The 25270-nt window shown below is 69.4% G+C and carries 22 protein-coding genes and 2 tRNA genes; 12 read left to right on the top strand and 12 right to left on the bottom strand.

Annotation, left to right across the window (positions count from 1 at the left end):
* Positions 1–194: 194 nt before the first annotated feature.
* From ACIOWN_RS10470 to rpmH, 8 genes are all read right to left on the bottom strand, one after another.
* Positions 195–1313, bottom strand: a complete 1119-nt coding sequence (locus ACIOWN_RS10470) for a ParB/RepB/Spo0J family partition protein (RefSeq protein WP_401981487.1) — start codon at positions 1311–1313, stop codon at positions 195–197.
* Entirely contained in the window at positions 1310–2383 is a 1074-nt protein-coding gene (locus ACIOWN_RS10465; protein ID WP_362351019.1) for a ParA family protein, read from the bottom strand. The genes ACIOWN_RS10470 and ACIOWN_RS10465 overlap by 4 nt, the downstream gene beginning before the upstream one ends.
* Before the next feature lie 252 nt (positions 2384–2635).
* Complete coding sequence (gene rsmG, locus ACIOWN_RS10460) at positions 2636–3352, bottom strand: 16S rRNA (guanine(527)-N(7))-methyltransferase RsmG (protein ID WP_100570527.1); 717 nt, start codon at positions 3350–3352, stop codon at positions 2636–2638.
* Between the two features lie 116 nt (positions 3353–3468).
* Positions 3469–3981: a R3H domain-containing nucleic acid-binding protein gene (locus ACIOWN_RS10455; protein WP_362350943.1), complete on the bottom strand. Its 513-nt coding sequence runs from the start codon at positions 3979–3981 to the stop codon at positions 3469–3471.
* 15 nt (positions 3982–3996) lie between these two features.
* Positions 3997–5277 carry a membrane protein insertase YidC gene (gene yidC / locus ACIOWN_RS10450; RefSeq protein WP_362350941.1) on the bottom strand — a complete coding sequence of 427 codons (1281 nt, stop codon included), beginning with the start codon at positions 5275–5277 and terminating at the stop codon, positions 3997–3999.
* 3 nt (positions 5278–5280) lie between these two features.
* Entirely contained in the window at positions 5281–5634 is a 354-nt protein-coding gene (gene yidD, locus ACIOWN_RS10445) for a membrane protein insertion efficiency factor YidD (RefSeq protein WP_362350938.1), read from the bottom strand.
* Positions 5631–6002 (bottom strand): ribonuclease P protein component, encoded by a 372-nt coding sequence (gene rnpA, locus ACIOWN_RS10440; protein ID WP_362350935.1) that lies wholly within the window; start codon positions 6000–6002, stop codon positions 5631–5633. The genes yidD and rnpA overlap by 4 nt, the downstream gene beginning before the upstream one ends.
* A 21-nt stretch (positions 6003–6023) precedes the next feature.
* Entirely contained in the window at positions 6024–6161 is a 138-nt protein-coding gene (gene rpmH / locus ACIOWN_RS10435) for a 50S ribosomal protein L34 (RefSeq protein ID WP_003956500.1), read from the bottom strand.
* Positions 6162–6537: 376 nt separating this feature from the next.
* Between rpmH and dnaA the strand changes: the two genes are divergently transcribed.
* The 9 genes from dnaA (at position 6538) to ACIOWN_RS10390 (ending at position 19416) form a co-directional block, all read left to right on the top strand.
* Positions 6538–8532 carry a chromosomal replication initiator protein DnaA gene (dnaA, locus tag ACIOWN_RS10430; RefSeq protein WP_362350932.1) on the top strand — a complete coding sequence of 665 codons (1995 nt, stop codon included), beginning with the start codon at positions 6538–6540 and terminating at the stop codon, positions 8530–8532.
* A gap of 914 nt (positions 8533–9446) precedes the next feature.
* Positions 9447–10577 carry a DNA polymerase III subunit beta gene (gene dnaN / locus ACIOWN_RS10425; RefSeq protein WP_362350929.1) on the top strand — a complete coding sequence of 377 codons (1131 nt, stop codon included), beginning with the start codon at positions 9447–9449 and terminating at the stop codon, positions 10575–10577.
* Between the two features lie 163 nt (positions 10578–10740).
* Positions 10741–11616 carry a phosphogluconate dehydrogenase (NAD(+)-dependent, decarboxylating) gene (gnd, locus tag ACIOWN_RS10420; RefSeq protein ID WP_362350926.1) on the top strand — a complete coding sequence of 292 codons (876 nt, stop codon included), beginning with the start codon at positions 10741–10743 and terminating at the stop codon, positions 11614–11616.
* A 53-nt stretch (positions 11617–11669) separates the two neighbouring features.
* Positions 11670–12791, top strand: coding sequence for a DNA replication/repair protein RecF (recF, locus tag ACIOWN_RS10415; protein ID WP_362350923.1), 1122 nt, complete (start codon positions 11670–11672; stop codon positions 12789–12791).
* Positions 12788–13324, top strand: a complete 537-nt coding sequence (locus tag ACIOWN_RS10410; protein WP_362350920.1) for a DciA family protein — start codon at positions 12788–12790, stop codon at positions 13322–13324. The genes recF and ACIOWN_RS10410 overlap by 4 nt, the downstream gene beginning before the upstream one ends.
* 390 nt (positions 13325–13714) lie before the next feature.
* A complete protein-coding gene (gene gyrB, locus ACIOWN_RS10405) occupies positions 13715–15796 on the top strand; it encodes a DNA topoisomerase (ATP-hydrolyzing) subunit B (RefSeq protein ID WP_362351017.1) in 2082 nt (693 codons plus the stop codon).
* Positions 15797–15838: 42 nt separating this feature from the next.
* Positions 15839–18433: a DNA gyrase subunit A gene (gyrA, locus tag ACIOWN_RS10400; protein ID WP_401981479.1), complete on the top strand. Its 2595-nt coding sequence runs from the start codon at positions 15839–15841 to the stop codon at positions 18431–18433.
* Positions 18434–18451: 18 nt separating this feature from the next.
* On the top strand, positions 18452–19195 hold the full coding sequence (locus ACIOWN_RS10395) for a DUF3566 domain-containing protein (protein WP_362350914.1): 744 nt from the start codon (positions 18452–18454) through the stop codon (positions 19193–19195).
* 144 nt (positions 19196–19339) lie between these two features.
* Positions 19340–19416: transfer RNA gene (locus ACIOWN_RS10390), tRNA-Ile, on the top strand.
* Positions 19417–19877: 461 nt separating this feature from the next.
* On the opposite strand, the gene ACIOWN_RS10385 is transcribed toward ACIOWN_RS10390, so the two are convergent.
* Positions 19878–20234, bottom strand: coding sequence for a DUF6344 domain-containing protein (locus tag ACIOWN_RS10385; RefSeq protein WP_362350864.1), 357 nt, complete (start codon positions 20232–20234; stop codon positions 19878–19880).
* A gap of 337 nt (positions 20235–20571) precedes the next feature.
* On the opposite strand from ACIOWN_RS10385, the gene ACIOWN_RS10380 reads away from it, so the two are divergent.
* On the top strand, positions 20572–20700 hold the full coding sequence (locus ACIOWN_RS10380; protein ID WP_003999697.1) for a DLW-39 family protein: 129 nt from the start codon (positions 20572–20574) through the stop codon (positions 20698–20700).
* Between the two features lie 318 nt (positions 20701–21018).
* Complete coding sequence (locus ACIOWN_RS10375; RefSeq protein ID WP_362350862.1) at positions 21019–22278, top strand: hypothetical protein; 1260 nt, start codon at positions 21019–21021, stop codon at positions 22276–22278.
* Between the two features lie 85 nt (positions 22279–22363).
* Here the strand turns inward: ACIOWN_RS10375 and ACIOWN_RS10370 are convergent, their stop codons facing one another.
* Both ACIOWN_RS10370 and ACIOWN_RS10365 read right to left on the bottom strand, forming a co-directional pair.
* The gene (locus ACIOWN_RS10370) at positions 22364–24004 is read right to left on the bottom strand and encodes a serine/threonine-protein kinase (RefSeq protein ID WP_362350859.1); all 1641 of its coding nucleotides are present in this window, start codon (positions 24002–24004) and stop codon (positions 22364–22366) included.
* A 74-nt stretch (positions 24005–24078) separates the two neighbouring features.
* Positions 24079–24627, bottom strand: a complete 549-nt coding sequence (locus ACIOWN_RS10365; RefSeq protein WP_362350855.1) for a DNA-binding protein — start codon at positions 24625–24627, stop codon at positions 24079–24081.
* Between the two features lie 182 nt (positions 24628–24809).
* Between ACIOWN_RS10365 and ACIOWN_RS10360 the strand changes: the two genes are divergently transcribed.
* Positions 24810–24882: transfer RNA gene (locus ACIOWN_RS10360), tRNA-Ala, on the top strand.
* Between the two features lie 82 nt (positions 24883–24964).
* Here the strand turns inward: ACIOWN_RS10360 and ACIOWN_RS10355 are convergent.
* Positions 24965–25231 carry a hypothetical protein gene (locus tag ACIOWN_RS10355; RefSeq protein ID WP_362350672.1) on the bottom strand — a complete coding sequence of 89 codons (267 nt, stop codon included), beginning with the start codon at positions 25229–25231 and terminating at the stop codon, positions 24965–24967.
* Positions 25232–25270 lie beyond the last annotated feature (39 nt).

Below are 25270 nucleotides of genomic sequence, written 5' to 3'. Positions count from 1 at the left end.
CGGTTCACCGTTCGCATGCCCTGCCTCCCTCTAGAGGTACCGCCGGGTGGATGCGTCATACCCGAACGCATCGTATCGACGATGCGATTGCATCGATACCGCCTGAAAGCAAAGAGCGGGCCGTGTTCCGGTACACACCGGACACGACCCGCCTGTGCCGAGCGATCGAGCCGAAACCATCCCATCGGACGGACTCAGCCCTCCGTCTCCTCCTCCGGCTCTTCGCCGTCCAGAAGACTCTGCTGCATGACCGGGCCCTCGCCCGGAGCCAGCGTGCCGAGGATGCGTTCCAGGTCCTCCATGGAGGCGAACTCGACGGTGATCTTGCCCTTCTTCTGCCCCAGGTCGACCTTCACCCGCGTCTCGAAACGGTCGGACAGACGCGTCGCGAGGTCGGACAGGGCCGGGGAGACCCGGCCGCCGGCACGCGGCCCCTTGGCCCGAGGGGCCGCCGTCGGCCGCGACCCCATCAAGGTCACGATCTCCTCGACCGCCCGCACAGACAGCCCCTCGGCGACGATCCGATGGGCCAACCGGTCCTGCTCCTCCGAGTCCTCGACGGAGAGCAGCGCCCGCGCATGTCCCGCCGAAAGAACTCCGGCGGCGACCCGGCGCTGCACGGCCGGCGAGAGCTTCAGCAGACGCAGGGTATTGGAGACCTGTGGGCGGGACCGCCCGATCCGGTCCGCCAGCTGGTCATGCGTGCAGTTGAAGTCCCTCAGCAGCTGGTCGTAGGCGGCTGCCTCTTCCAGCGGGTTCAGCTGGGCCCGGTGCAGGTTCTCCAGCAGGGCGTCCAGGAGAAGCTTCTCGTCATCCGTCGCGCGCACGATCGCCGGGATGGCCGCGAGCCCCGCCTCACGGCAGGCCCGCCAGCGCCGCTCACCCATGATGAGCTCATAGCGCGCGGGGCCGAGCTGCCGGACGACGACGGGCTGGAGGAGACCGACCTCCTGGATGGAGGTGACGAGCTCGGCCAGCGCGTCCTCGTCGAAGACCTCACGGGGCTGGCGCGGGTTGGGCGTGATGGCGTCGAGAGGGATCTCGGCGAAGTGGGCGCCCATCACCGGCGCGGTCACCTCAGCCGAGCTGCTCGCCTGCGGTTGCGCTGTTTCACGTGAAACAGAGGGCAGCGTGGTCACCTTCGCCGCCGCCACCCCCCGGTCACCGCGGTCACCCGTCAGCACCGGGACAGCCGAGGACGACGCGGAGCCCGCGCCTCCCGCCGTCGCCGGAGCCGGCGGCTTCTCCCCGGTCGGGGCAGCGGGGATCAGGGCGCCGAGACCGCGACCCAACCCCCTCCGTCGCTCACTCACTGAATCCCCTCCACCATGTTCGGATCACCCTGTGCGCCGACGTGGGCGTGCGTGGCGTCGTAGCTGACGCCGACGCCCCTCAGCGCGATTTCTCGTGCCGCCTCCAGATAGGAGAGGGCACCGCTTGACCCTGGATCGTAAGTCAGCACCGTCTGCCCATAGCTCGGCGCCTCGGAGATACGGACCGAGCGAGGAATGCTCGTCCGCAGCACCTCCTCTCCGAAGTGGCTGCGCACCTCTTCCGCGACCTGGGACGCCAGGCGGGTCCGGCCGTCGTACATGGTGAGCAGGATGGTCGACACATGCAGGGTGGGGTTGAGATGCCCCCGGACCAGGTCGACGTTGCGGAGCAGCTGCCCCAGGCCCTCCAGCGCGTAGTACTCGCACTGAATCGGGATGAGAACCTCCTGGCCCGCGACGAGCGCGTTGACCGTCAGCAGGCCGAGCGAGGGCGGGCAGTCGATGAGGATGTAGTCCAGCGGCTGCTCGTAGGCCTGGATCGCCCGCTCAAGCCGGCTCTCCCGCGCCACCAGGGACACCAGCTCGATCTCCGCACCGGCGAGATCGATCGTGGCAGGGGCGCAGAAGAGACCCTCGACATCGGGGACGGGCTGGACGACCTCGGCCAGCGGCCTGCTCTCCACCAGGACGTCGTAGATGGAGGGGACCTCGGCGTGATGGTCGATGCCCAGCGCCGTGGAGGCATTGCCCTGCGGGTCGAGGTCGATCACCAGGACACGGGCACCGTGCAGAGCCAATGAGGCGGCAAGGTTGACGGTCGTCGTCGTCTTGCCTACGCCGCCCTTCTGGTTGGCCACCACCATGACTCGGGTCTGTTCGGGCTGGGGCAGACCCTCGCCGGCGCGACCCAGAGCCTCGACCGCCAGTTGGGCAGCACGACCGATGGGAGTGTCGTCCATCGGGGGCGGCGTTTCACGTGAAACATCCTCCCCCATCGATTCGGTACGGGGACCGGGGACCGGATCGGTCATCGGTCCCGCAATGTTGGCGTCGGACCGCAAGGATTCACTCTCCTCGACTTCAGGCTCGCAATGCACAGAGCCTCCCATGCCTTCGGGGTCGTGAACCAGTGAGGCCTGACGTTCTGTGGAGAAATCCACCTCTGTGGACAACACTGATCCCTGTCCGAGTGAACCGAGAGGCTTGCGGTCGCGAGGTTTGGCCGCAGCGCGACCGCGGTCGATGATGCCGTGCAGCAGTGAGCGACGTTTCACGTGAAACACGATGCACAGCGGCCATGGCCGGACTGTCGCGACACTCCGGCATGCGGAGGTTTGGCAGCTTGTGTGGAGTACGACCGGCTATCGGCGCCGTCGCGTGCGGCCCGTCCGCGCCGCCTTCGCCCGCTTGGCCGCGAAACGCACGCCACCCGGACTCTCCCCGACCTCGACCCGCACGACGGTGGAGCACGGATCCACGACGCCCTCACCCACATGCAGGATCGACGTCTCCACCGCGCCGAGCTTGCTCAGGGCAGTGGCCGCGCTCTTCAGCTCCTCCTCGGCGGTGTCCCCCTTGAGGGCCAGCATCTCCCCGTAGGGACGCAGCAGCGGGATACCCCACGTCGCCAGGCGGTCCAGCGGCGCCACCGCGCGTGCGGTGACCACGTGGACCGGCGGAAGCTGGCCCATCACTTCCTCGGCACGCCCCCGGACAACGGTGACGTGGTCGAGGCCCAGCAGCTCCACGACCTCGGTGAGAAAGTTGGTGCGCCGCAGCAGCGGCTCCAGCAGCGTGATCTTCAGGTCCTCCCGGACCAGGGCCAGGGGAATGCCCGGCAGACCGGCGCCCGAGCCCACGTCGCACACCGTCACGCCCTCGGGAACCACCTCCGAGAGCACGGCGCAGTTCAGCAGATGCCGCTCCCACAGACGCGGTACCTCACGCGGGCCGATCAGCCCTCGCTGCACTCCTGCCTCGGCCAGCAGCTCGGCGTACCGGACCGCATCCGTGAAGCGATCACCAAATACGTCACGTGCCTGCTCGGGCGCAGGGGGGAGCTCCGCTTCCGCCGTCACGGGGACCGTCCTTCCGTACCGCATCGGCGCTCTCGGCGCCGACCATCAGAACTACCAGGCTGACAAAGTACGGCCCCGCCTGCGCAACAGACGGGGCCGGTGGAACGTGGGACCGCTCAGGCGGGAAGCACGACGACGAAGCGCTGCGGCTCCTCGCCCTCCGACTCACTGCGCAGGCCGGCGGCCTTGACCGCGTCGTGCACGACCTTGCGCTCGAACGGAGTCATCGGCTTCATCTTCACGGGCTCGCCGCTGTTCTTGGCCTCGGCTGCGGCCTTCGCACCCAGCTCGGACAGCTCGGTCCGCTTCTTGGCGCGGTAGCCCGCGATGTCCAGCATCAGACGGCTGCGGTCGCCGGTCTCCCGGTGCACGGCCAGGCGCGTGAGCTCCTGCAGTGCCTCCAGCACCTCGCCGTCCCGGCCGACCAGCTTCTGCAGGTCGCGACCGCTGCTGTCACTGATGATCGAGACAGAGGCGCGATCGGCCTCGACATCCATGTCGATGTCACCGTCGAGGTCGGCGATGTCCAGTAGACCCTCGAGGTAGTCCGCCGCGATCTCGCCCTCCTGCTCCAGGCGGGTCAGGGCGTCCGCGCCCTCGGCAGCGGCGGAGGTGGTGCCTTCCGTCACGGGATGGGCTCCTTCTTACTTCTTGGACGGGGACTTGGGCCGCTGCGGACCCTTGCGCTGTCCGGACTGGGCCTTGCTGCGGGTGCCGTTGCCGGGCTTCGAGGCGGCCTTCTTGCCGGCCGCGGCCGGAGCGTCCTCCGGCTCGTCGGACTTGGTCAGCGACAGGGACTCCGTCGCTTCCTCGGCCGACTTCGTGCCCCCCGACTGGCGCTGCGCCTTGGTCTGCCGCTTGGGCTGCTGGCGCCGGGGAGCAGTGGCGGCGGCGGTGGCGGTCGTACCGTCCTCGGCCTGCGCGACGGCGGCGCTGTCGCTCTTCATCACGGAACCGTCGGTCTGGGCCGCGAGACCCGCCTTGTTCAGACCGTTGATGAACTTGCGCTCGAACTCGTTGCGGTCACGGCCCTTGACGACGATCGCCTTGACGATGGCCTTCTCCCGCCGGTTGCGGGTCTTGCCGTGGTGCGAGACGTGCTTGAAGAGCCGCTCCAGGTAGGCGGCCTGGGCCTTGGAACCCGGGGTCGGGTTGTTGTGGATGACGTACATCTGCTGGCCCATGGTCCACACGTTGGTGGTCAGCCAGTAGACGAGGACACCGACCGGGAAGTTGATGCCGAAGATGGCGAACATGACCGGGAAGACGTACATCAGCATCTTCTGCTGCTGCATGAACGGCGTCTTCACCGTCGTGTCGACGTTCTTCGTCATCAGCTGGCGCTGCGTGTAGAACTGCGACGCCGACATCAGGATGATCATGACCGCGGTCACCACGCGGACGTCGGTCAGCGTGGCGCCGAGTGCGGCGACCTTGTCGGTGCTGTCCATGAACTTCGCGGCGAGCGGTGCCCCCACGATGTGCGCCTTACGGGCACTGGCCAGCAGCTGATCGTCGATGACGCCGATCGTCTTGCCCGTCGCGATGCCGTTGAGCACGTGGTACAGGGCGAAGAAGAACGGCGACTGCGCCAGGATGGGAAGGCACGAGGAGAGCGGGTTGGTACCCGACTCCTTGTACAGCTTCATCATCTCTTCGGACTGGCGCTGCTTGTCGTTCTTGTAGCGCTCCTGGATCTTCTTCATCTCGGGCTGGAGCGTCTGCATGGCCCGGGTCGCCTTGATCTGCTTCACGAAGAGCGGAATCAGGCAGATGCGGATCAGGATCACCAAGGACACGATGGACAGGCCCCAGGCCCACCCGGTGTCAGGGCCGAAGAGCGTGCCGTACACCGTGTGGAACTGGACGATGACCCAGGAAACGGGTGTCGTGATGAAGCTGAAGAGGCTGGCAATCGTGTCCACTAATCATGCTCCTTGGGCATGGGACGAGGTCTCTGCGGCCGGGACCGCCGGCATCTTCCCGTCGGTGGCCGTTTCGGCGGCGGAGGACCCGCCCTTGCGCGCACGCCAGGCGTCACGCAGCATTTCGTGCCACCGCGGACGCTTGCGCGGCGGAACATGGTCCACACCGCCGAGCGACCACGGATTGCACCGTAGGATGCGCCACGCTGTGAGCGCCGTTCCCTTGATCGCACCGTGCCGGTCGATGGCCGTGTAGCCGTAGTGGGAACACGACGGGTAGTACTTGCACACCGGCCCGAGCAACGGGCTGATGGTCCACTGGTACAGCTTGATCAGAGCCAGCAGCGGGTACTTCATCGCGTGCCCCCTCCCAGCAGCCGTCGAAGGGCGGCATCCAGGTCTCGGGCCAGCTGTGCGTGATCGGCGTCGCCCGCACCGGGCAGCGCTCGTACGACTACCAGGCTACCGGGGGGCAGCAAGGCGACTCGGTCGCGCATCAGATGGCGAAGTCTGCGCTTCACCGCGTTACGGACGACCGCGCCGCCCACCGCCTTGCTCACGACGAAACCCGCACGCGACGGGGGAGCGCTCTCCCCTGGCGCGTGCGGGTCCGTGGCACCGCTGCGTAGATGGACGACGAGAAGCGGGCGTCCGGCTCGACGCCCTCGTCGTACCGCGGTCGCGAAGTCCTCGCGCCGCCTCAGCCGGTTGTCGGTGGGCAGCACGACGACATGACCTGACCGGAATCAGGCGGACAGACGGGCGCGACCCTTGCTACGGCGAGACGCGAGAATCGCGCGGCCGGCACGGGTGCGCATACGCAGCCGGAAGCCGTGGGTCTTCGCGCGACGACGGTTGTTCGGCTGGAAGGTGCGCTTGCTCACTCGGGGGCTCCAGAAAGAATCAGTAGTGGCGGGGTGCCGTCCTGGCTGTCACCGTGCGCCCACGAGTAGCTCGCAGTAACGCCCAAGTGCACCGCTGTCCGATCACCCTTGACGTGATCTGTGCCCTTCGGAGGCAGGCGGCAGCAGCCATCGACAACTCGACCTGGGTACGGTACGCGCGGCTGCGCCATTCGGTCAAACCCGCCGCCCCCGAGGGACACTGTCCACAGCCTGGGGACAACGACTTGAACCGCAGCCGTCGCGCTGACTACCGTGACTGGACTCCGATTCGTTCCCATGTCCCCCGCCCCACCCGTTTTAGATACCGACCCGTCCCGCACGACACGTTCGTGGGACCTGTGAGAGAGCGTGCCCTGTGGCTGACGTACCTGCCGATCTTGCCGCAGTGTGGCCACGGGTTCTTGAGCAGCTTCTCGGCGAAGGACGCGTACAGGGCGTCGAGGCGAAGGACGAGCACTGGATCCGGCGCTGCCAGCCGCTCGCGCTGGTCGCGGACACCGCCCTGCTCGCGGTGCCGAACGAATTCGCCAAGGGCGTACTCGAAGGGCGCCTCGCCCCGGCCGTCAGCGAGTCGCTGAGCCGCGAGTGCGGCCGCCCGATCCGTATCGCGATCACCGTCGACAGCTCCGTCGGCGAGTCCCAGGCCCCCGCGCCCGCCCCGGCGCCGCGCTACGAGGACCAGGAGCACCCCACGGGCCCGGGCGGCGGCTACGAGGGCTACGGCAGGCGCCGGGCGGACGCCCACCGTCCGGCCCGCCCCGACCAGTACCCGGGCGGCCAGGGCGACCAGATGCCGCCCCATCGCACGGGCGCCCAGCCGGCGGACGGCGCCGACCACCTCCCGACCGCCCGTCCCGCCTACCCCTCGGAGTACGCCGAGTACCAGCGTCCCGAGCCCGGCGCCTGGCCGCGCCACCACCAGGACGACTACGGGTGGCAGCAGCAGCGGCTCGGCTTCCCGGAGCGGGACCCCTACGCCTCGCCGTCCCAGAACGCCTACGGCCCGCAGGAGACCGGGTACGGCCACCAGGACGCGTACGGGCCGGCCAAGGACTCCTACGCGCAGGACTACCGCTCACCGTCGATGGAGCGCCCGCCGTACGACCAGCCGCGCTCCGACTACGACCCGTCCCGCGGCGAGTACGAGGCCCGTGACGCCCGTGACGCCCGTGACTACGACCAGCGCGACACCGGCCACCGCGAGCCGCCGGAGCCGGCCGGCCCCGGTCATGCGCACCGCGGCGGCCCCACCGGCCCCACCGGCGCCGCCGGCCCGCTGGCCGCGCAGCCCGCGCCGGCGGCCGGACCCGGCGAGCCGACCGCGCGCCTGAACCCCAAGTACCTCTTCGACACGTTCGTCATCGGCGCGTCCAACCGCTTCGCGCACGCGGCCGCGGTCGCCGTCGCCGAGGCACCCGCCAAGGCGTACAACCCCCTGTTCATCTACGGGGAGTCCGGCCTCGGCAAGACGCACCTGCTGCACGCGATCGGCCACTACGCGCGCAGCCTGTACCCGGGCACACGCGTGCGCTACGTGAGCTCCGAGGAGTTCACCAACGAGTTCATCAACTCCATCCGCGACGGCAAGGGCGACAGCTTCCGCAAGCGGTACCGCGAGATGGACATCCTGCTCGTCGACGACATCCAGTTCCTCGCGGACAAGGAGTCGACGCAGGAGGAGTTCTTCCACACCTTCAACACCCTCCACAACGCCAACAAGCAGATCGTGCTCTCCAGCGACCGGCCGCCCAAGCAGCTCGTGACGCTGGAGGACCGGCTGCGCAACCGGTTCGAGTGGGGGCTGATCACCGACGTCCAGCCGCCCGAGCTGGAGACCCGTATCGCGATCCTGCGCAAGAAGGCGGTGCAGGAGCAGCTGAACGCCCCGCCCGAGGTGCTGGAGTTCATCGCCTCGCGGATCTCCCGCAACATCCGCGAGCTGGAGGGCGCGCTGATCCGGGTGACGGCGTTCGCCTCGCTCAACCGGCAGCCGGTGGACCTGGGCCTGACGGAGATCGTCCTGAAGGACCTCATCCCCGGCGGCGAGGACTCGACCCCCGAGATCACCGCGACGGCCATCATGGCGTCGACCGCGGACTACTTCGGCCTCACGGTCGAGGATCTGTGCGGCACCTCGCGCGGCCGCCAGCTGGTCACGGCCCGCCAGATCGCCATGTACCTGTGCCGCGAGCTGACCGACCTGTCGCTGCCGAAGATCGGCGCGCAGTTCGGCGGCCGTGACCACACCACCGTGATGCACGCGGACCGCAAGATCCGCGCGCTGATGGCCGAGCGGCGCTCCATCTACAACCAGGTCACGGAGCTGACCAACCGCATCAAGAACGGCTGAGAACACCCACAGCGGCGCTCAGGGCGCCTCCGGGATCCGCTCCCGGAGGCGCCCTGCGTCGTCGTCGCGTCCAGCCGTCCGGCGCTGAGCGGTTGCGCCGCCCGTCCCTGAGCCGTCGCGGCGTACTGCCCCGAGCCGTCGGGCGTCCACCGCTGTTCGAATCCGCGGCGGGTTACGGCCGTCCTCCACAGATTCGCCGACTTTTTTCCGTCCACATCCTGGGGACCGGGAAGTTGTCCAGATTGCTTCCACAGGCTGTGCGATCGGCACATCATCCCTCCAGCTCAGAGGCCTGTGGAACGGTGGACGAACGATCTCCACAGACTGTGGATGAAGCGGATGTCCACAGGCGGCGGCCGGACTTGTCCACCGGCAACCCACAGGCTGGGGGCTGTTGTCCCCAAGGATCGGTCGCTTCTCCACACCCCTGTCCACTGTTCGGCAACGCGACGCCCCTGCTCACCGCGTCGAGTGAAAGCCGTCACACCGAGCCACACGATTGGCATGTGGGAAACCCGGGTATACCTGGGGACGCAGCTGGGGAGAACTGCCCTCAGCCTGTGGGCGGGGTGTGCAGAACTTCCCGTTCTCCACAGAGACGGTGAGTTGTCCACTGGTCCCACCCACAGGGCCCGTGGACAAAATTTCCGCGCTGAGCTGGGCAAACGTGGTTATCCACGGTATCCACAGGCCCTACTACTACTCCCGACCAGAGAGAGAGCGGAATCCGTTTCGAAGCGGGGCCTGTGCACAACTCGAGCTCTCGAGCCCGACCGCACCTCGCAGCGACTTGACCCCGACAGGCGCCTACTGTCAGTGCTGTGCGTCAGACTGGTCCCCGGTGTCCTTCCCGTCCCAGTGGGCGGTGACACCGAGTCGGAGGACTCAGTAGCAACAGCAGGAGGCGGCTTACGGTGAAGATCCGGGTGGAACGCGACGTACTCGCGGAGGCAGTGGCGTGGGCGGCACGCAGCCTCCCGGCCCGTCCGCCGGCGCCTGTTCTCGCCGGCCTGCTGCTCAAGGCGGAGGACGGCCAGCTGAGCCTGTCCAGCTTCGACTACGAGGTCTCGGCGCGTGTGTCCGTGGAGGCCGAGGTCGAGGAGGAGGGCACGGTCCTCGTCTCCGGCCGCCTGCTCGCCGACATCTCGCGCGCCCTGCCCAACCGGCCCGTGGAGATCTCCACAGACGGTGTACGGGCGACGGTGGTCTGCGGCTCCTCGCGCTTCACCCTCCACACCCTGCCTGTGGAGGAGTACCCGGCGCTCCCGCAGATGCCGAACGCGACGGGCACGGTCCCCGGCGAGGTCTTCGCCTCCGCCGTGCAGCAGGTGGCGATCGCGGCCGGCCGCGACGACACGCTGCCCGTGCTGACCGGTGTCCGCATCGAGATCGAGGGCGACACCGTCACGCTGGCCTCCACCGACCGCTACCGCTTCGCGGTCCGCGAGTTCCTGTGGAAGCCGGAGAACCCGGACGCCTCCGCGGTCGCCCTGGTGCCCGCCAAGACCCTGCTGGACACCGCCAAGGCGCTGACCAGCGGCGACAGCGTGATCCTGGCGCTGTCCGGCTCGGGCGCCGGTGAGGGCCTGATCGGCTTCGAGGGTGCCGGGCGGCGCACGACCACGCGGCTGCTGGAGGGCGACCTCCCGAAGTACCGCACCCTGTTCCCGACCGAGTTCAACTCCGTGGCCGTCATCGAGACCGCCCCCTTCGTGGAGGCCGTCAAGCGCGTGGCGCTGGTCGCCGAGCGCAACACCCCGGTGCGCCTGAGCTTCGAGCAGGGCGTGCTGATCCTGGAGGCCGGCTCCAGCGACGACGCACAGGCTGTGGAGAGGGTCGACGCGCAGCTGGAGGGCGACGACATCTCGATCGCCTTCAACCCGACGTTCCTGCTGGACGGCCTCAGCGCGATCGACTCCCCGGTGGCGCAGCTGTCCTTCACGACGTCCACCAAGCCGGCGCTGCTCAGCGGCAAGCCCGCGGTGGACGCCGAGGCGGACGAGGCCTACAAGTACCTGATCATGCCGGTGCGGCTGAGCGGCTGAGCGGGCTGCCTGCCGGACGCGTTCCCGCAGGTGGCGGCCTCAGGTCCGGGCATACGAATGAGCGGGTATGCCCACGGATGTGCGCGAGCGTCCGGGTCTAGGCTCGGACGCAGGTACGAAAGTGCCGTCAACGCCACGTCGTGAAACCTAAGGAACGCAACTGATGGAGCTCGGTCTCGTCGGCCTCGGCAAGATGGGCGGCAACATGCGCGAGCGGATCCGCCGCGCCGGCCACACCGTCATCGGATACGACCGCAACGCGGGCCTCGCCGATGTGCACAGCCTGGAAGAGCTTGTGGGCAAGCTGCACGGCCCGCGCGTGGTCTGGGTCATGGTCCCGGCCGGCGAGCCCACCCAGGGCACGATCGACGCCCTCGCCGAGCTGCTGGAGCCCGGCGACGTGGTCGTGGACGGCGGGAACTCCCGCTGGACGGACGACGAGAGGCACGCCGAGGAGCTGGCCGCCAAGGGCATCGGCTTCGTCGACTGCGGCGTCTCCGGCGGTGTGTGGGGCCTGGAGAACGGCTATGCGCTGATGTACGGCGGCGACGCGGAGAACGTCGCCAAGGTGCAGCCGGTCTTCGACGCGCTCAAGCCGGAGGGCGACCTCGGCGCGGTGCACGCCGGCAAGGTCGGGGCGGGCCACTTCGCCAAGATGGTCCACAACGGCATCGAGTACGCGATGATGCAGGCCTATGCCGAGGGCTGGGAGCTGCTGGAGAAGGTCGACTCCGTGGAGAACGTCCGCGACGTCTTCCGCTCCTGGCAGGAGGGCACCGTCATCCGCTCCTGGCTGCTCGACCTGGCGGTGAACGCCCTCGACGAGGACGAGCACCTGGAGCAGCTGAGGGGCTACGCGCAGGACTCCGGCGAGGGCCGGTGGACCGTGGAGGCGGCCATCGACAACGCCGTGCCGCTGCCCGCGATAACGGCGTCGCTGTTCGCGCGGTTCTCCTCGCGTCAGGACGACTCGCCGCAGATGAAGATGATCGCCGCGCTGCGCAACCAGTTCGGCGGTCACGCCGTGGAGAAGAAGTAGTTCACCGGACCGTCTCGGCGGTCCGCAACGCCGGGGGAGGTCGGCGAACGACCATGCACGTCACGCATCTGTCGCTGGCCGACTTCCGCTCGTACGTCCGGGCCGAGGTGCCGCTCGACCGGGGTGTCACGGCGTTCGTCGGCCCGAACGGCCAGGGCAAGACGAATCTCGTCGAGGCGATCGGCTATCTGGCCACGCTCGGCAGCCACCGGGTCACCTCCGACGCTCCGCTGGTCCGCATGGGCGCCGAGCGTGCGGTGGTCCGGGCACAGGTGCGGCAGGGCGAGCGGCAGCAGCTGGTCGAGCTGGAGCTGAACCCCGGCCGGGCCAATCGCGCCCGTATCAACCGCTCCTCGCAGGTCAGGCCGCGGGACGTGCTGGGCATCGTGCGGACCGTGCTGTTCGCGCCCGAGGATCTGGCCCTGGTCAAGGGCGATCCCGGGGAGCGGCGGCGGTTCCTCGACGAGCTGGTGACGGCGCGTTCTCCGCGCATGGCGGGGGTGCGCTCGGACTACGACCGGGTGCTCAAGCAGCGCAACACGCTGCTGAAGTCGGCCGCGCTGGCGCGCCGGCACGGCGGCCGGTCCATGGACCTGTCCACGCTGGACGTGTGGGACCAGCATCTGGCGCGGGCGGGCGCCGAGCTGCTCGCGCAGCGCCTCGACCTGGTCGCCGCGCTGGAGCCGCTGGCGGACAAGGCGTACGAGCAGCTGGCGCCCGGCGGCGGTCCGGTGGTGCTGGAGTACAAGCCGTCGGCGCCGGGCGAGGCACACACGCGTGAGGATCTCTACGCGCAGCTGATGGCCGCGCTCGCGGAGGTCCGCAAGCAGGAGATCGAGCGGGGCGTGACGCTCGTGGGGCCGCACCGGGACGACGTGGTGCTCAGGCTCGGTCAGCTGCCGGCGAAGGGGTACGCCTCGCACGGGGAGTCCTGGTCGTTCGCGCTGGCGCTGCGCCTGGCCTCGTACGACCTGCTGCGCGCGGAGGGCAATGAGCCGGTGCTGATCCTCGACGACGTCTTCGCGGAGCTGGACAGCCGTCGACGTGAGCGGCTGGCGGAGCTGGTGGCGCCCGGTGAGCAGGTGCTGGTGACCGCCGCGGTCGACGACGACGTACCGCACGTGCTGACGGGTGCGCGGTTCACCGTGTCGGACGGGACGGTGGAGCGCGTATGAGCGGCGAGCGGGACGCAGGCCGGGGAAAGGCGCCCGAGCCGTCGGGCGTGGACCTCGCGCGCGTGGCGCTGCGCGCGGCGAAAGAGGCGGCACGCGCGCGTGGGGACGCGGCGCAGCAGCGGAAGCAGGCGCGGCGTGGTGGTCTGCGTTCCGGGGCGCGGGCGGACGGCCGTGATCCGATGGCTCTCGGCGCGGCGATCAACCGGCTGATCACCGAGCGCGGCTGGGAGGCTCCTGCCGCGGTGGGCGGTGTGATGGGGCGCTGGCCGCAGATCGTCGGGGCGGACGTGGCCAAGCACTGTGTGCCGGATCGCTACGACGAGGACGAGCGGGTGCTGTCCGTGCGCTGCGATTCGACGGCGTGGGCGACGAATCTGCGGCTGCTGGCTCCGACGTTGGTGGCCCGGCTCAACGAGGACCTGGGGCACGGCGCGGTGCGGACGATCAGGGTGTTCGGGCCGGGCAGCGGTGGTCGCCGGTACGGTCCGCTGCGGGTTCCGGGCAGTACGGGACCCGGGGACACCTATGGGTGACAGACGTCACACAACGGGGGCCCGACGGCACTTTCGGGGTGCGTGACGGCGGTCCTGCGCGCACCCGCACGCTCTTGCGAATCCCTACGTGACCCGGGAGTAGCGAAGTGTTGACGCCCGGAAGCGCTGAGTGCCGCTGTGAGCCTCTTGGAGCCCCCTTGTGCATATCGGGACCCGGCCAAGACCGGTTGAGGGCGCCACATGCGTACTCAGGTACCGGCAAACCCCCATCACTGTCGGCGCTACCGGTAGACTGGAAGGCGATCCCGCCCCAATCGATGGGGACCGTCCGGGAAAAGCTGAGCAACGCTGATCAAGGCTTACCAACGCAACATGCCGCAGCCGCTCCGGCAACCCTCCCCGGAGGGGGCACCCCCAGGAGCCCGGCTCGTGCTGTGCCAGAAAGGGCGCTTCGTGGCCGATTCCGGCAACCCCAACGAGAACATTCCGTCCACCGACGCCGGCGTGAACGGGGCCGCATCCTCGAACGGCGAGGTCACGGCCTCCTACGACGCCAGCGCGATCACCGTCCTCGAGGGTCTGGACGCGGTCCGCAAGCGACCCGGCATGTACATCGGTTCCACCGGTGAGCGCGGCCTGCACCACCTCGTGTACGAGGTGGTCGACAACTCCGTCGACGAGGCGCTGGCCGGGCACGCGGACACCATCGACGTGACGATCCTGGCCGACGGCGGCGTGCGCGTGGTCGACAACGGCCGCGGCATCCCGGTGGGCATCGTCCCCTCCGAGAACAAGCCGGCCCTGGAGGTCGTGCTGACCGTCCTGCACGCGGGCGGCAAGTTCGGCGGCGGCGGTTACGCGGTCTCCGGCGGTCTGCACGGTGTCGGTGTCTCCGTCGTGAACGCCCTGTCGTCCAAGGTGTCGGTCGAGGTCAGGACCGACGGCCACCGCTGGACGCAGGACTACAAGATGGGCGTTCCGACCGCCCCGCTGGCCAAGCACGAGGCCATCGAGCAAACCGGCACGTCGGTCACGTTCTGGGCCGACCCGGAGATCTTCGAGACCACCGACTACTCCTTCGAGACGCTGTCGCGGCGTTTCCAGGAGATGGCGTTCCTCAACAAGGGCCTGACGATCAAGCTCACCGACGAGCGTGAGTCGGCGAAGGCCACCTCGGGGGCGGACGAGGCGGGTGCGGACGAGAAGGACGAGGTCAAGGCGGTCGTCTACCGCTACGACGGCGGCATCGTCGACTTCGTGAAGTACCTCAACTCCCGCAAGGGCGAAGTGGTGCACCCCACCGTCATCGACCTGGAGGCCGAGGACAAGGACAAGAGCCTGTCCCTCGAGGTCGCCATGCAGTGGAACGGCGGCTACAGCGAGGGCGTGTACTCCTTCGCGAACATCATCCACACCCACGAGGGCGGTACGCACGAGGAGGGCTTCCGCGCGGCCCTCACGAGCCTGATCAACAAGTACGCGCGCGACAAGAAGCTGCTGCGCGACAAGGACGACAACCTCACGGGCGACGACATCCGCGAGGGTCTGACGGCGATCATCTCGGTCAAGCTGAGCGAGCCGCAGTTCGAGGGCCAGACCAAGACCAAGCTGGGCAACACGGAGGCGAAGACCTTCGTCCAGAGGGCCGTCTACGAGCACCTCAACGACTGGCTGGACCGCAACCCGGTCGAGGCGGCGGACATCATCCGCAAGGGCATCCAGGCGGCCACCGCGCGCGTGGCGGCCCGCAAGGCCCGCGACCTCACCCGCCGCAAGGGCCTGCTGGAGTCGGCCTCGCTGCCGGGCAAGCTCTCCGACTGCCAGTCGAACGACCCGACCAAGTGCGAGATCTTCATCGTCGAGGGCGACTCCGCCGGCGGCTCGGCCAAGTCCGGCCGCAACCCGGAGTACCAGGCGATCCTCCCGATCCGCGGCAAGATCCTCAACGTCGAGAAGGCACGGATCGACAAGATCCTGCAGAACCAGGAGATCCAGGCGCTGATCTCCGCGTTCGGCACGGGTGTGCACGAGGACTTCGACATCGAGAAGCTCCGCTATCACAAGATCATCCTGATGGCGGACGCCGACGTCGACGGCCAGCACATCAACACCCTGCTGCTGACCTTCCTGTTCCGCTTCATGCGGCCGCTGGTCGAGGCCGGGCACGTGTTCCTGTCGCGTCCTCCGCTGTACAAGATCAAGTGGGGCCGTGAGGACGTCGAGTACGCGTACTCCGACCGCGAGCGCGACGCGCTCCTCGAGATGGGCCGCCAGCGCGGCAAGCGGGTCCGTGAGGACTCGATCCAGCGCTTCAAGGGTCTCGGCGAGATGAACGCCGAGGAGCTGCGCGTGACCACCATGGACCAGGAGCACCGCGTGCTCGGCCAGGTCACCCTCGACGACGCCGCCCAGGCCGACGACCTGTTCTCGGTCCTGATGGGCGAGGACGTCGAGGCCCGCCGCCAGTTCATCCAGCGCAACGCCAAGGACGTCCGCTTCCTCGACATCTGAGTCGGTCTCAGCTGACCGCACCAGGAAGGATCCTCACCAGCAATGGCCGACGAGAACACTCCAGTCACCCCTGAAGAGGGCGGCGACCTCGCCATGCGCGTCGAGCCCGTCGGGCTCGAGACGGAGATGCAGCGTTCGTACCTCGACTACGCGATGTCCGTCATCGTCTCGCGTGCGCTGCCGGACGTCAGGGACGGTCTCAAGCCCGTCCACCGCCGCGTGCTGTACGCGATGTACGACGGCGGCTACCGCCCCGACCGCGGCTTCTACAAGTGCGCCCGCGTCGTCGGCGACGTCATGGGCAACTACCACCCGCACGGCGACTCCTCGATCTACGACGCGCTGGTCCGCCTCGCGCAGCCGTGGGCGATGCGGATGCCGCTGGTGGACTCCAACGGCAACTTCGGTTCGCCGGGCAACGACCCGGCGGCGGCCATGCGCTACACCGAGTGCAAGATGGCGCCGCTGTCGATGGAGATGGTCCGCGACATCGACGAGGAGACCGTCGACTTCACGGACAACTACGACGGCCGCTCCCAGGAGCCGACCGTCCTGCCCGCCCGCTTCCCGAACCTGCTGATCAACGGCTCGGCCGGTATCGCGGTGGGCATGGCCACGAACATTCCGTCGCACAACCTGCGCGAGGTCGCCTCCGGTGCCCAGTGGTACCTGGAGAACCCGGAGGCCTCCCACGAGGAGCTCCTCGACGCGCTGATCGAGCGGATCAAGGGCCCGGACTTCCCCACCGGCGCGCTCGTCGTCGGCCGCAAGGGCATCGAGGAGGCGTACCGCACCGGTCGCGGCTCGATCACCATGCGCGCCGTGGTCGAGGTCGAGGAGATCCAGAACCGCCAGTGCCTGGTCGTCACGGAGCTGCCGTACCAGGTCAACCCGGACAACCTCGCGCAGAAGATCGCCGACCTGGTGAAGGACGGCAAGATCGGCGGTATCGCGGACGTCCGCGACGAGACCAGCTCGCGCACCGGCCAGCGCCTGGTGATCGTCCTCAAGCGGGACGCGGTCGCCAAGGTCGTCCTGAACAACCTCTACAAGCACACCGACCTGCAGACGAACTTCGGCGCCAACATGCTGGCGCTGGTCGACGGAGTGCCGCGCACGCTGTCGCTGGACGCGTTCATCCGCCACTGGGTGACGCACCAGGTCGAGGTCGTCGTCCGTCGTACGCGGTTCCGGCTGCGCAAGGCGGAGGAGCGGGCGCACATCCTGCGCGGTCTGCTGAAGGCCCTGGACGCCATCGACGAGGTCATCGCGCTGATCCGGCGCAGTGCGACCGTCGAGGTCGCGCGTGAGGGCCTGATGAGCCTGCTGGAGATCGACGAGATCCAGGCCAACGCCATCCTGGAGATGCAGCTGAGGCGACTGGCCGCCCTGGAGCGGCAGAAGATCGTCCAGGAGCACGACGAGCTCCAGGCCAAGATCAACGAGTACAACCAGATCCTCGCCTCCCCGGTCCGCCAGCGCGGGATCGTCAGCGAGGAGCTGGCGGCGATCGTCGAGAAGTTCGGCGACGACCGCAAGACGAAGCTGATCCCCTACGAGGGCGACATGTCCATCGAGGACCTGATCGCCGAAGAGGACATCGTCGTCACGGTCAGCCGCGGCGGCTACATCAAGCGGACCAAGACCGACGACTACCGCGCCCAGAAGCGCGGCGGCAAGGGCGTGCGCGGCACGAAGCTGAAGGAAGACGACATCGTCGACCACTTCTTCGTCTCCACCACGCACCACTGGCTGCTGTTCTTCACCAACAAGGGCCGGGTCTACCGGGCGAAGGCCTACGAGCTGCCGGACGCCGGCCGGGACGCGCGCGGTCAGCACGTGGCGAACCTGCTGGCCTTCCAGCCGGACGAGGCGATCGCCCAGATCCTCGCGATCCGCGACTACGAGGCGGCGCCGTACCTGGTGCTCGGCACCAAGGCGGGCCTGGTCAAGAAGACGCCTCTGAAGGATTACGATTCTCCTCGCTCCGGCGGTGTCATCGCGATCAACCTGCGTGAGCAGGAGGACGGTTCCGATGACGAACTGATCGGGGCGGAGCTGGTCTCCGCCGATGATGATCTGCTTCTGATCAGCAAGAAGGCGCAATCGATCAGGTTCACCGCCTCGGACGACACTCTGCGTCCGATGGGCCGTGCCACCTCGGGTGTCAAGGGCATGAGTTTCCGCGGTGGCGACGAACTGCTCTCGATGAATGTTGTTCGACCCGGTACGTTCGTGTTCACTGCCACCGATGGCGGGTACGCCAAGCGGACCCGTGTCGACGAGTACCGCGTCCAGGGTCGCGGCGGCCTCGGCATCAAGGCCGCCAAGATCGTGGAGGACCGCGGTTCGCTCGTGGGAGCGCTGATTGTCGAGGAGGCCGACGAGATCCTCGCCATCACGCTCTCGGGCGGTGTGATTCGTACGCGAGTCAACGAGGTCAGGGAGACGGGCCGTGACACCATGGGCGTCCAACTGATCAATCTGGGGAAGCGCGATGCCGTCGTCGGTATCGCACGTAACGCCGAGGCGGGGCGCGAGGCGGAGGAAGTCGACGGCGACGTGGCCGTGGACGAGACCGCCGAGGGGGCCGCGACCAGCGGCACGGACGAGGGCGAGGTGTCCTCGGCCGAGTAGCTCGAGGAGAGAGTCATCGTGAGCGGAGCCACGGGCGCCGGATCGGCCGGTACCTCCACTGGTACGGGAGCGGACGGCGGCGGCCGTGGCTCCGCCGCGCCTGCGACGGACACGCATACGACCAATCTGCAAGCGATCAAGTCGCCCGCGGCCGATGCGCACACGCCGCACACTCACGGATCCCAGGGGGGAACGGTGACGGACACCCGAGGCCCGCAGGCCCAGCAGGCGAACGCCGCGGCCGGCCAGCAGGCGGCGGGCTCTCCGCTGCCGGGTGAGCGGCAGTCGCAGCAGCCCGCCGGGCCGTACCACCCGCCGCAGGCCTACCCGGCGGCCGAGTCCGCCTCCCAGGCGGTGCGCCGGCCGCGTACGGGCGTGCGTACCGCGCCGCGCACCCGCAAGGCCCGGCTGCGCGTGGCCAAGGCCGATCCGTGGTCGGTGATGAAGGTCAGCTTCCTGCTCTCCATCGCCCTGGGCATCTGCACGATCGTGGCGGCCGCCGTGCTGTGGATGGTCATGAACGCGATGGGTGTGTTCTCCACGGTCGGCGGGACGATCTCCGAGGCCACGGGCTCGAACGAGTCCAATGGCTTCGACCTCCAGTCCTTCCTGTCCCTCCCCCATGTGCTGATGTTCACGTCGATCATCGCCGTGATCGACGTGGTGCTGGCGACGGCCCTCGCGACCCTCGGAGCGTTCATCTACAACCTCTCCGCGGGCTTCGTCGGCGGCGTCGAGCTGACGCTGGCCGAGGACGAGTAGACCGGCCGGCGCGCCCTCCACAGCGTCTGCGGTGGTGTCGCGAAACGTCCGCTGACGGTCCTCCGACAACCGATTTTGGGACTGCCCCCCTCGTGCGCTAATCTTCAGGAGTCAGCGCGCGGGACACACCCCGCAAAGCGCGGCGGGGCTATAGCTCAGTTGGTTAGAGCGCATCCCTGATAAGGATGAGGCCACAGGTTCAAATCCTGTTAGCCCCACCAGCACGAAGACCCCCGGACCAATAGGGCCGGGGGTCTTTTCGTATCTCTCGCCCAGACGGAGAAGTGGCTGTCCAGTACTCGGGAGTGCGCATGGACCGGCGCCTGAGGAAATTCGGCGACCGTCTGATGACCTGCGTCGCCCTGGCCTGGTTCGGCTACCAGGCCCTGTGCGGGCAGGGGATCCAGCGGATCGTTTCCGTCCTCATGCTGGTGATCGGTGTGGTGATCGCCGCGGACGCCGTCCACGACCACATCCGCCCCCGGCCGAAGCGGCGCCGGTCCCGTGAACGGGACACCGATGGGCAGGGAACCCGAGGCGTGAGGAGCCGGGGCGCGGACGCAGGTGAAGCTCCCCGGCCGTGGTGGCCGGGGAGCTTCGCGTTCTGCGGCTGGTGCTGTACGCGAATCGCCGTTACGTCAAGGGTGCGGGTGGTGGCACCGGCCGGGCCGGTGCGGCCCTGTCAGCGCTGGAGGGGGATGGTCGGCCGGGCCGGCGGTTCGTCCGGGAGGCATCGGGGTTCGGCGGCGAGGGAGAAGGCGTCGACCGGCGGGCGGTGACGGCAGCCCGGGGTTCTTCCGTGAGCCTCGGCGCGGATGCGCTGTTTCATCGTCGGGGGCAGGGACGGGGTGTGGGGCTTGGACAAGGACGGCGTCGTCTGTGCCGGTACCGGTGCGGTGCTCTTGGGCGCCGTCTCGGGCTGCGGCGCGGCCGCGGCCGCGGAGGCGGCCGTCGTGGTGATGAGTCCGAGCGCCGTGCAGAGCGCGAGGAAGGCGGTGACGATGGCGGTCCACAACTTCATGACTTTGTGCTGGTCCATGGCCCCTCACTTTCAGGTTGGGCGATTTGCGTACTTTGCTCATCATGTGTATGAGCGCCGCGAAGTGGTGGACCGACGCCCGTGGCGCGGCGATCTTCGGATGAACACCACTCGGATGGGCGCATGAGCGGTGAAAAGGTGCGAAGGTGGGATGAGCGTACCCAAAGTGACCGTCCGTGCGGGTGCGATCACCCTCCGATCGGAGCGGTTTCGTCCACGCCTACTGCGCTCGCGCGCACGGTAGTTGACAGCCGACGCAGGTCACCGATCGGTATCGGCCGGTGTGTATAGTCGGGCGCCAGAGGTCCCCTACGTCAAGGAAAGACGAGGTCGCGCGGTGAAGAAGCTTCTCCTGGTCGCACTGGCCGCCATCGGCGGGCTCCTCGTGTACCGCCAGATCCAGGCGGATCGCGCCGAGCAGGATCTGTGGACGGAGGCGACTGACTCCGTGCCCACGGGTTCGTGAGCACCGACATCCCGAACTGAGCAGGCCCCGACCGCCGTAGCGGTCGGGGTTTTGTGTTGTGGGCCCCCGTCCCGGGCGCGCTCTCGTGTTGCGGGGTCGCGGAGGGTGAGGTAGGCGTCGCTTCCTGAGACGGTTGTCGCGTGTGCGCCCGGGGAATGCGCGGATGGCGTAGCGGCCCCAGGGGAATGATGGGCGACGTCCGGAGGGACGGAACGCGAGGGGTGGCGCGGGATGGTACGGCGTGGGGCGGGACGGCGGGCGACGGCAGGGCGCTCATGGCGTGATCGGCGCGGTCGGTGTCTCTCGCACCATCTCGCCGTGCGCCTGGCCGTGGCCACGGCGGCGCTGTGCCTCGCGGCGGCCGGCCCAGGGGCGAGCGCTCTCGCGGCCGGCGAAGCGGACCCGTACGCCTTCACCGACGGCGCCAGGACCGTCAACGGAGCCACGAGCACCACGGACGCCGTACCCCTCGAACCGGGCGGCACCTACAGGAGTTCCCTGCCGGGCAGCGGCAAGCTGTACTACCGCCTCGACCTGGACGCCACTTCCACCGTCTACGTCTCCGCCACGGCGGCGCCCAAAGCCGGCACCGCGGTCGCCGCCACCGACGGCCTCAGGATCTCGGTGCAGGACGCCCGCGGCGCCTCCTGCTCCTCGCAGGCCGCCCGCTTCGGCCCGAGCCGCAGTCCGCATCCCGTCGCCGCGTGGGGGGCGCGCGAGGTCTCCTCCGGCCGTCCCCCGTGCCAGGGTGCCGGGTCGTACTACGTCCTCGTCGAACGCGTCGGCGCCAAGGGATCCTCGTCCGACACCTGGCCCCTGGAACTCGCCGTCGTCTCGGAGCCGCTGCTGGAACGAGCCGGGGCCACGAGCGCGCCCGGGTCCTGGAACTCCGCCTCCCCCGAGCCGGTCACCGGCCAGGCGGCCGAACGGGCCGGGGGTGCCGGGTTCGCCGCGGCGAGCACGATCGGGCAGGGCCTGTGGCGCACCCGTATCCGACCCGGCCAGACCCTGTTCTACAAGGTCCCGGTCGACTGGGGGCAGCAGCTGAACGCCGGCGTCGAGCTGGGCAGTTCCAGCGGCGGCAGCGGCTACGTGAACGGCGCGCTGACCCTGTCGCTCTACAACCCGGTGCGCGGATACGTCGAGGAGGCGTACGCCGGTTACAGCGGCAGGCAGACGTCCGCCGCCCTCGCACCCGTGCCGCCGGTCGCCCACGCCAACCGCCACGGTTTCGCCGCCCAGGTCAAGGGGATGCGGTTCGCCGGCCTCCACTACCTGGTCGTGCACCTCGCGGCCCAGACCGCCGACTCCTTCGGCGAGGGGCCCTACGGTCTGGTCCTGCGGGTACGGGTGGACGGCACGGCGCAGCCGGGTCCGGACTACGCGGGCCGGTCCGAACCCGGGCAGCTCTTCGAGGTCACCGCCCACGACCGGGCCGCGGCGACCCCGGCCGGGGCGGCGGACGGCTCCGCGGCGCTCCGGGCGCTCGCCGTCGGCGGGATCGGGGCGGGAACGGTCCTGCTGGCCGTCCTCGGGGTGTGGACCGTGCTCGCCCGGCGCAGAGCCGACGCCCTGTAGGGCGGCGGGAGGGGCGCGGGGGCCGCGCTCGCCGGGGGCGGCCGCGGATCGGCCAGGATGTGCTGGGATAAGCCTGTGGCGCGCCTTACAGACGGCTCAGTGCCCAGAAACCGACGGCGTAGCAGGCCAGCGCGAGGAGCAGCAGCGGGATCGCCACCGTCGCGGGCGGGCCGGGGCGGCGGGGCCGTCCGGCGCGGTGGCGTGAGACTCCCCGCGCCGGAACGGGAACCGGCGGGGCCTGGGCGGTGTACGAAGCGGTGGCGACATCGGCGCGCTGCCGCGGATCGGGGGAGGACAGCACGTGGGTGGGGTCGTGAGGGGAGACGTGGGCCGCGGGTCGGGCCGAGGGCTCGAGCGGCGTGCCACCGGACGAGGGGCCGGACGGGGGCGGGGCGGCCGGTGCCGGGGGAACGCCCTGCGGGGGCGTGGTGTGCGGGGGCACCGCGGGGGACGGAACAGCCTGCGGGGGAGCGCCCTGGGGTGGCGGGACCTCCCGCGCCGGGGCGGCGGTCCGGGGCGGTGGCAGGTGGAAGCTGCCGGTGTCGGACATCGTGGAGGGCTGAGGTGGATCCGACGGCGGGCCGCTGACGTCCGTGCCCGGCGCCGGCCCGGTCCCCTCCCGGGGCTCGAGACGCGGGTCCGGCACGCCCCCGGTACCGGCAGCGGCACCCGCGCCAAAAGCCGTGGAACCGGCGCCGGAAGTCACGGAACCGCCGTTACCGGAAGCGGCGGCCCCGGCACCGGGGATCCCGGAACCGACCGCCGAGCCGGCTGAACCGGCGGAACCGGTCGAACCGGTCGAACCGGACGCCGCCGTCCGCCCGACCGTCACCCCAGGGCTCCGGGTGAGCGGGCCCTCGGGTCCGAACCCCGGGGGCAGCGGGCCGAGTTGGTCGAAGATCTCGATCAGCTCGTCGTCGGGGCCCGGTTCCGGCAGGAGCTCGGCGCACGCGGCAAGAGCCTTGCGCGCACCCGTCGCGGTACGGAACCTCGCCTGCGGATCGGGTTGCAGCAAGTTCGCCACGACCTGCCACAGCGGCTCAGGAACGCCCATGGGCGCACCGGGAGTTCCGTGCTCGGCGAAATACTCCACGAGCGCCTTGGCGTCCGGCTTGGCACCCTGGAGCAGATAGAGGGCGACCAGACCGGTCGCGAACAGGTCGGCGGGGAAGTCGGGTTCGGCGCCCATCATCTGCTCGGGAGCGAGGTAACCCGGCGTCCCCACCACCAGGTTGGTCTCCGTCAGCCGCGGTTCGCCCAGCCGCATCGCGATGCCGAAGTCCGACAGGCGCAGCCTGGGCCGGCCGGTTCCGGTGGCCTCCAGCAGGATGTTGGCGGGCTTGATGTCACGGTGCACGACACCCTCCGCGTGCACCGCCGCGAGGCCCGAAAGCAACTGGTCGAGCAGGATGCGGACGAACGCAGGGGGCAGTGGGCCGTAGTCCCCGACCAGATGGACCAGGGAGCCGCCGGCCACCAGATCCATGGTGAACAGGACCTGGTCGTCGTCGGCGGCCCAGCTGGCCGGCGCGAGCACATGGGGGTGGTCGATCCGCAGCGCCTGCTCCCGCACGAAGCGCAGCAGGGAGTGCGCGTCACGCTGTTGCAGGACCTTGGCGGCCACGTACCGGCGACGGCGGTGGTCCCAGGCCCGCCAGACCGCGCCGACTCCACCGCGCCCGACCGGGTCGGCCAGCTCGTACCGGCCGGCGAAGACCTCACCCATGGCTGTGCGTCGCTCCTCCCCCTGGGGCCGTCCCCCTCGCATCCCCCTCGACGCGCGATTCGCCGCCCGCGGTGTCAGTTCTGGTGGGACTGGTAGTGCGTGACCGCGTCCGAGGTGCGGCCCGCGCCGTACACCCGGAGGAACTCCGCCAGTTCGGGGTGGCTGGGGGCGAGGGTGTTCGCGGCATCGATGATGTCACCGGCCGCCGCGACCGAGCGGAGCAGCGACTGGATCTCGCGGACCACCCGCTTGACCGTCGGCGCCCCCGAGGTGTTCGACGTGTGCGTGGTGTTGCTGAGCACCGAGCCGCCCTGCGACCGCTTGATCTCCTCCATGCGCTCGGTCGCCTCGGCCGCGCTGACGCTGCCGTCCGCCACCTGGGCCGCCAGCTCCTGGAGAAGTTGCACGCGTTGGACCACCGCGGGGTTGCCGATCTTCGCGCGCTGGCCGCTCATCAGCTGCGACAGCATCGGGGCGGACAGCCCCAGTACCCCCGCCAGCCGGGCCTGGTTGAGCCCGAGGTCGTCTATGAGCTTGCGGAAGAGCGCCCCCAACGGCTCCCCGTACCAGTTCCGCTGCAGTTCCCGCGCTCTTGCGGTGGCTTCCTGCTGTGCGGCGTCCATTGCGTCTCCCCATCGCTTCCCCAGGTACCGCGGTTCGCTGTAGCGAACCACGCGGAGCATCTTACGGAGAGTGGTCGGCCGCGGGGAGCCCCAATCTTTTTGCGAGATCCGGGGGGTGACCCGGTACTCTGGTCTGCGGCACCCGACCGGTGGACGGATCTTCCGGCCGGATGCTGTCTTCCGGGGCCTTAGCTCAGTTGGTAGAGCGCTGTCTTTGCATGGCAGATGTCAGGGGTTCGACTCCCCTAGGCTCCACCGGTGAAATGCCCTCCGATCTGCAAAACGCGGTCTCGGAGGGCATTCTTCGTGCGTGCGCGGTGCGCACGCATGGCGACGGCTACGCCGGGAGTTCCTCCACGTAGCGCTTGGCGAAGAGGAGCGAGACGTACGGGTAGCTCTGCCGTACCGCCTTGATGGCGGCGACGTCGCCCCGCTCCCTGCGCACCCGCTGGATCCTCTCCTCGTCGACCTGGCCCCGGAAGCCCTCGAAGGATCCGTAGCGCTCCCAGAACGCCTTCTCGCGCTTCTTCGAGGCACGGTCGCCGGCGACTGCCAATGCCGCCGTGACGCCGATGGCGACGGTGCCTGTGATCGCGTCGAGCATGGGGTCCCCCTCAGATCTTGTCGGTGCCCAGGCAAACTC

Origin of the sequence: Streptomyces sp. NPDC087787, assembly GCF_044743035.1 — a bacterium.
GTDB lineage: Bacteria > Actinomycetota > Actinomycetes > Streptomycetales > Streptomycetaceae > Streptomyces.
Note: the sequence above shows the minus strand (reverse complement) of the source record. Positions and strands in the feature narration are given on the sequence as shown.